Consider the following 7,131-nt stretch of genomic DNA (forward strand, 5'->3'; position numbering starts at 1 on the left):
CGGCCCGCCGGCTCACCGGGCCGGTGCGGACCAGTACGGGTCGCGGCCGCTGAACGCCAGGAGCCGGTCGGCGCGGCTCGCCTGCGCCGGAACCTCGACCACCGGGCCGAACTTGCCGAAGGACTCCCGGACGAAGTCGACGATCTGCCCGGCCGGGCCCTCCAGACCGACGGCCAGGGCCTCGGTGAGGGGCAGCTCCTGACCGGTGGCCCGGGCGATGTCCCAGCCGTGGAGGGCCGCGTCGAGCGCGGCGACCGCGGCCCCGGCCGCGGCGGGCATCGGCCCCATCGGCGTCGGCACGCTCTCGGCCGCCCGCTCCGACTCCCAGGCCTTCATGGCCGCGCCGAGCAGCGCCGCCAGCCCGGCGGCCGGGTCGGGGGCGTCGCCGTCCAGCGCGTCGGCCGGCTCGAACGGGTCGCTCGCCGGGGCCTCGCCGGTGATCTGCATGGTCAGCGCCTGCTGGTCGAGCCGGGCGTGGTTGAAGACCTGCCGGACCGTCCACTCGCTGCACGGCGTCGCCGCCCCCCAGGCGTCCGCCGGCACGCCGCGGACCGCGGCCAGCAGGTAGTCGTGCGCGTCGGCCAACAGCTCGAACCCGTCAACGGACATCCGTCGTCTCCCCCAGAGTCACCGTGCGAACCGGATCGTTCACCGCTCACTCTAGGGCCCGCCACCGACAGTGGCGGGCGGCTTCAGCGGACCGGCCCCACCGCGGTCACCTTCAGGACCGCCCGGCCCTCCTCGTCGGAGCCGTAGAGGTCGACCTCGGCACTGATGCCCCAGTCGTGGTCGCCGCTCGGGTCGTCGAAGATCTGCCGGACCCGCCACAGGCCCTCGTCCTCGACCTCCTCGATCAGCAGCATCTTCGGGCCGCGCGCGTTCGGGCCGGTGCCGAGGTCGTCGTACTCGTCCCAGTAGCCGTCCATCGCGTCCGCCCAGCGGTCGGCGTCCCAGCCGTACTCGCCGTCCAGCTCGGCCAGCACGCCGTAGTGCTCCAGCGCGCACAGCTCGACCCGGCGGAACATCTCGTTGCGCACCAGCACCCGGAAGGCCCGGGCGTTGGCGGTGACCGGCGCCGGCTTGTCGTCGAGGCGGACCTCGCCCGCCTCCGGCTCGGTCGGGTTGGCCAGCGCCTCCCACTCGTCGAGCAGCGAGGAGTCGACCTGCCGGACGAGCTCGCCGAGCCAGGCGATGATGTCCTTGAGGTCGTCGGTCTTGATGTCGTCCGGGACGGTCTGCTCCAGCGCCTTGTACGCGCCCGCGAGGTAGCGCAGCACGATGCCCTCGGTCCGGGCGAGCTCGTAGAAGCCGACGTAGTCCGAGAAGGTCATGGCCCGCTCGTACAGGTCGCGCACCACGGCCTTGGGCCGCAGCGGGTGGTCGCCGATCCACGGGTGCGCCCGGCGGTAGACCTCGTACGCGTGGCCGAGGAGCTCCTCCAGCGGCCGCGGGTAGGTGATCTCCTGGAGCCGCTCCATCCGCTCCTCGTACTCGATGCCGTCGCGCTTCATCTCGGCGACGGCCTCGCCGCGGGCCTTGTTCTCCTGCGCGGCGAGGATCTGCCGCGGGTCGTCCAGGGTGGCCTCGACCACCGAGACCACGTCGAGCGCGTACGAGGGCGACTCCGGGTCGAGGACGTCGAAGGCGGCCAGCGCGAAGGTGGACAGCGGCTGGTTGAGCGCGAAGTTCTCCTGCAGGTCGAGGGTGAGGCGCACGGTGCGGCCCTCGGCGTCCGGCTGGTCCAGCTTCTCGACGATGCCGCCCTCGACCAGCGAGCGGTAGATCTGGATCGCCGAGCGGATGTGGCGGCGCTGCGCCGGGCGCTCCTCGTGGTTGTCGGTGAGCAGGTGGCGCATGGCGTCGAACGGGTCGCCGGGGCGGCCGATCACCGACAGCAGCATGGCGTGGCTGACCTTGAAGCGGGAGACCAGCGGCTCCGGGTCGGCGGCGATCAGGCGCTCGAAAGTCTCCTCCGACCAGCTGACGAAGCCGTCGGGGGCCTTCTTGCGGACGACCTTCTTCTTCTTTTTCGGGTCGTCGCCGGCCTTGGCCAGCGCCTTCTCGTTCTCCACCACGTGCTCGGGCGCCTGGGCGACCACCTGGCCGACGGTGTCGAAGCCGGCCCGGCCGGCCCGGCCGGCGATCTGGTGGAACTCGCGGGCGCGCAGGATCCGCACCCGCTGGCCGTCGTACTTGGAGAGCGCGGTGAACAGCACGGTGCGGATCGGCACGTTGACGCCGACGCCGAGGGTGTCGGTGCCGCAGATGACCTTCAGCAGGCCGGCCTGGGCGAGCCGCTCGACCAGCCGGCGGTACTTGGGCAGCATGCCGGCGTGGTGCACGCCGATGCCGTGCCGCACGAACCGGGAGAGGTTGCGGCCGAACTTGGTGGTGAAGCGGAAGTTGCCGATCAGGTCGGCGATGGCGTCCTTCTCCGCCTTGGAGCACATGTTGATGCTCATCAGCGACTGGGCCCGCTCGACCGCTTCCTTCTGGGTGAAGTGCACGACGTAGACCGGTGCCTGACCGGTCTTCAGCAGCTCCTCCAGGGTGTCGTGCAGGTTGGTGCGCCGGTACTCGTAGAACAGCGGGACCGGGCGGGTCGCCGAGCGGACCACGGTGGTCGGGCGGCCGGTGCGCCGGGTCAGGTCCTCCTCGAAGCGGCGGACGTCGCCGAGGGTCGCGGACATCAGCAGGAACTGCACCTGCGGCAGCTCGATGATCGGGATCTGCCAGGCCCAGCCGCGGTCCGGCTCGGCGTAGAAGTGGAACTCGTCCATCACGACCTGGCCGATGTCGGCCCGGTCGCCGTCGTGCAGGGCGATCTGGGCGAGCACCTCGGCGGTGCAGCAGATGATCGGCGCGGTCGGGTTCACCGAGGCGTCGCCGGTCATCATGCCGACCTGCTCGGTGCCGAAGATCTTGCACAGGTCGAAGAACTTCTCCGACACCAGCGCCTTGATCGGCGCGGTGTAGAAGGTGCGCTTGCCCTCGGCCAGCGCGGCGAAGTGCGCACCCGCCGCGACCAGCGACTTCCCGGAGCCGGTCGGGGTCGCCAGGATCACGTTGTTCCCGGAGACCAGCTCGATCAGCGCCTCCTCCTGGGCCGGATAGAGGGTGATGCCGCGCTCCGTCGCCCACTCGGCGAAGGTCTCGAACAGCGAGTCGGGCGTGGCGGGCTTCGGCATCAGGTCCAGGAGGGTCACCGGCCTATCTTGCCTGTTCGGCAGGGGCCGGGGCAAAGGAGATGGCGGGCGCCGGGCCGTTCGGCGGGCGCCGGCCGGTCAGCCGCGGAAGGTGCGCCGGTAGGTGCCGGGGGAGACGCCGATCGCGGCGTGCAGGTGCTGGCGCAGGGTCACGTCGGTGCCGAAGCCGACCCGTTCGGCGATCCGGGTCACCGCCAGGTCGGTGGTCTCCAGCAGGTGGCGGGCCAGGTCCAGGCGCTGCTGGGTGAGCCACTGGCCGGGGCTGAGGCCGGTCTCGGCGCGGAAGCGCCGGGTGAAGGTGCGGCGGCTCATCCGCGCGTGGTCGGCGAGGTCGGCGAGCTGCAGCGGCTCGTGCAGGCGGTCGAGGGCCCAGGCGCGGGTGACCGAGGTGCCGGCGTCGGTGCGCTCCGGCACCGGCCGCTCCACGTACTGGGCCTGCCCGCCCTCGCGCTGCGGCGGGACCACGCAGCGGCGGGCGACCTGGTTGGCGACGCCGCTGCCGTGGTCGAGCCGGATCAGGTGCAGCAGCAGGTCGATCCCGGCCGCGGCGCCCGCCGAGGTGTGGATCCGGCCGGCGTCCACGTACAGCACGTCCGGCGCCAGGTCGACCCGCGGGTAGTGGCGGCGGAAGTGCTCGGCGTGGTGCCAGTGGGTGGCGGCGGGCAGGCCGTCCAGCAGCCCGGCGGCGGCCAGCGGGAAGGCGGAGATGCAGATGGCCGCGATCCGGGCGTCCGGCGGGATCAGGGCTAGCGCCTCGGCGGCCGGCGCCGGGAGGGAGGCCCGGTCGGTGATCCGGACGAACTCCTCGGAGGCCGGGACCACCACCGTGTCCGCCCCGGCGAGGGCGGTGGCGTCGTGCTGGACGGTGATCGAGAAGTCGGCGTCGGTGCGCACCGGACGCCCGTCCGGCGAGCAGGTCACCACCTCGTACAGCGGCCGCCCGGCGGCGTCGGTGGCCGCCCCGAACAGGCGGGAGGCCAGGCTCAGCTCGAAGGGGATGACCCCGTCCAGGGCGAGGACGACAACACGGTGCATGGCCCAATTCTTGCACATCATGGCCATCGGGCCACTGTTTCCGCAGGTCGCCGCGGCGCAGGCTGGATGCATGACGACGATGAAGGCGATCAGCCAGAACAGCTACGGCACCCCCGAGGTCCTCGAGGAGATCGAGGTGGAGCGCCCGGTCCCCGGCCCCTCCGAGGTGCTGGTCCGGGTCCGCGCGGCCGGCATGAACCCCACCGACTGGAAGCACCGGCAGTTCCCCGGCTTCCTCGACCGCCTCCCGCTGGTGCTCGGTTGGGACGTCTCCGGCACCGTCGAGGCCGTCGGCATCGGCGTGACCCTGCACGCGCCGGGCGACGAGGTCTTCGGCATGCTGCCCTACCCGTACGGCGTCGGCTCCTTCGCCGAGTACGTGGTCGCCCCGGCCCGCGCCCTGGTCCGCAAGCCCGCCGACCTCGACCACGTGCGGGCCGGCGCGGCGCCGCTGGCCGCGCTCACCGCCTGGCAGGCCCTGGTGGACGCGGCCGACGTCCGGCCCGGCGAGCGGGTCCTGGTGCACGCCGCCGCCGGCGGGGTCGGGCACCTGGCCGTGCAGATCGCCAAGGAGCGCGGCGCGTACGTGATCGGCACCGCCAGCGCCGCCAAGCACGAGGTGGTGCGCGGGCTCGGCGCCGACGAGATGGTCGACTACCGCACCGAGGACTTCACCGCGGTCGACAAGGTCGACGTGGTGCTCGACACCGTCGGCGGCGACACCGCGCTGCGCTCGCTGGAGGTGCTGAAGCCCGGCGGGCGGCTGGTCACCATCGCGCTGATGGACGTGCCCGGAAACCTCGCCGAACGGGCCGCCGAGCTCGGCGTGAGCGCCGTACCGCTGCTGGTCGAGGCGGACCAGCAGGGCATGCGGGAGATCGCCGGCCTGCTCGCGGCAGGACGGCTGCGCCCGGTGGTGGAGGCCGTCCTCCCGCTGGCCGAGGCGGCGAAGGGCCACGCCCTCGGCGACACCGGCCGGGTCACCGGCAAGGTCGTGCTGACGGTGGAGTGACCCCGGCGCGGGCGTACGGAGCCCCGGGCGGCCGCGGCGGCGGCCGCCCGGGGAGTCTGCGGTGCGTCAGGAGAAGACGAACCAGTTGAGGTTGACGAAGTCGGCCGGCTGGCCGGAGCTGAACGTCAGGTAGACGTCCTTGACGCCGGTGGTGCGGGTGATGTCCGCCGGGACGGTCCGCCAGGTCTGCCAGCCGCCGGTGCCGGCCAGCGCGAAGCTGCCGATCGGCGTCGCCGTGGGGCTGCCGAGGCGGACCTGCACCAGGCCGCTGACCCCCGCCGCGGCGCCGGAGGCGACCCGGGCGTCGAACCGGGTCGCGCCGGTGGAGCCGAAGTCCAGCGTGTAGCGGAGCCAGTCGCCGTTGGCGAGCCAGCCGACGTCCGAGCCGCCGCCGGTGTCGGAGCAGGCCTCGGTCTGCGAGCCGGACTGGCCCCGGTACGACTCGGCCTGGACGGTGGCGAAGGCGCTCACCGCACCGCCGGTCGCGCTGGCGCTCGGCGAGGGCGAGGGGGTGGATCCGGACAGGCCGCCCACCGTGACCACGAACCGGCTCGGGCTGCCGTGCTGCACCTTGCCCTCGAAGTCCACCCCGGCCGGGTGGACGTCGTCGTACGGGAAGGCGTAGCCCAGGCCGTCCGGCGTGGTGGAGTGCAGGATCCGGGCGTAGTGGTTGGTGCGCGCCTTGGTGTAGAACGCGGCCGGGTTCTCGCCGGTCGGCTGGTTGGCGTTGTCCAGCAGGGTGGTGCGGTTGAACGCGGCGGCCAGCCGGGCGCTGATGTTGCCCATCAGGTCGTTGCCGGTGGTGAACGGCGCGTCGCTGCAGGAGAAGATCGCCGCCGTGGAGGGCTTGCTGAAGCTGCCCACCCCGGGGAAGGTCAGGGTGCCGCCGCTGACCCGGCCGGTCACCACGCCCCAGGTGTACTGGGTGTCGATCTTCAGGTCGGTGCCGGCGTACTTGGACCACACCTGGTCGACGTAGGAGTCGAAGTACCCGGGGAACAGCGCGCCGTTGCCGCGGATCGCCAGGTTGGGGCTGAGCACCCGCAGGTCGGAGCCGTTGCGGTTGACGATCAGCTTGCTCCAGTCGCTGCCGTCCGAGGCGGACTGCGCGCGCAGCGCGGACGCCACCCGGGCCAGGCCGTCGGCCGGCAGGCCGCGCACGGTCTGGGTGCCCTGCGGGGTCTCCAGCTGGAAGGCGATCGGCAGGCAGACCATGTCGACGAAGGTGATGTTCGCGAACAACTGGTCGTTGTTGAACGTGAATTCGCAGAAGTCGTGGCGGACGTTCGCGTTCGCGTCGCTGGGGTTGAGCACCGAGGGCATGGCCAGGCCGCCGCCCCGGTTCATCAGGAAGGTGAGCTTCGCGCCGACCGAGAAGTAGATCCGGCCGCTGTCCAGGTGCGGCAGGGTGACCCGGCGCGGGGCGGCGCCCGAGGCGTTCAGCGCGATCGCGCAGTCCACGCCCAGCGGCGTCTGGTCGTTGGCCGGGTTCGGCGGGTGGTAGAGGCTCGCGCCGTCGGCCTGGACGAAGGCCCAGCTGCCGCCCGCGGACGGGTCACGGCCGACCACGTACGCGTAGACGGTGTTGCTGCCGGTGGTGTTGGCCAGGTCCATCGCCAGGGTGGCGGGCGTCTGGGCCTCGGCGCCGGCGCTCAGCCAGGTGGCGGTGAGCGGCACGGCGAGCGCCGCGCCGGCCGCGGCGAGCAGCTTCCGGCGGGAGAGGGGCGCGCGGTGGGACGGGGTCATGTGGGGGTGTCCGTTCCTTGCGGGGGTGGAGCAGTCAAGGGGTGGTGGGGGTGGGGGGGGGGGCCGGGGGGGGGGGCCGCCCCGCGGGGCGGGGGCCGGGGGGGCCCCCGGCCCCCAAAAGGGGGCCCCCGC

Annotated in this window: 5 protein-coding genes; 1 reads left to right on the forward strand and 4 read right to left on the reverse strand. The window is 73.1% G+C overall.

The genetic code is table 11. The annotated features are described in order from the left end of the window. Positions 1-12 precede the first annotated feature (12 nt). The 3 genes from ACGFX4_RS19515 to ACGFX4_RS19525 form a co-directional block, all read right to left on the reverse strand. On the reverse strand, positions 13-609 hold the full coding sequence (locus tag ACGFX4_RS19515) for a TIGR03086 family metal-binding protein (protein ID WP_393075676.1): 597 nt from the start codon (positions 607-609) through the stop codon (positions 13-15). Between the two features lie 83 nt (positions 610-692). Next, a complete protein-coding gene (locus tag ACGFX4_RS19520; RefSeq protein WP_393075701.1) occupies positions 693-3,188 on the reverse strand; it encodes a DEAD/DEAH box helicase in 2,496 nt (831 codons plus the stop codon). Between the two features lie 96 nt (positions 3,189-3,284). Continuing rightward, complete coding sequence (locus ACGFX4_RS19525) at positions 3,285-4,241, reverse strand: GlxA family transcriptional regulator (protein ID WP_393075677.1); 957 nt, start codon at positions 4,239-4,241, stop codon at positions 3,285-3,287. 70 nt (positions 4,242-4,311) lie between these two features. Between ACGFX4_RS19525 and ACGFX4_RS19530 the strand changes: the two genes are divergently transcribed. Continuing rightward, a complete protein-coding gene (locus tag ACGFX4_RS19530; protein WP_393075679.1) occupies positions 4,312-5,253 on the forward strand; it encodes an NADP-dependent oxidoreductase in 942 nt (313 codons plus the stop codon). Positions 5,254-5,319: 66 nt separating this feature from the next. Here ACGFX4_RS19530 and ACGFX4_RS19535 read toward each other — a convergent pair whose 3' ends face one another. Continuing rightward, entirely contained in the window at positions 5,320-6,999 is a 1,680-nt protein-coding gene (locus ACGFX4_RS19535) for a beta-1,3-glucanase family protein (protein ID WP_393075681.1), read from the reverse strand. Positions 7,000-7,131: the final 132 nt, after the last annotated feature.

Origin of the sequence: Kitasatospora sp. NPDC048365 (assembly GCF_043200835.1) — a bacterium.
In the GTDB taxonomy this organism is placed as follows: Bacteria; Actinomycetota; Actinomycetes; order Streptomycetales; family Streptomycetaceae; genus Kitasatospora; species Kitasatospora terrestris.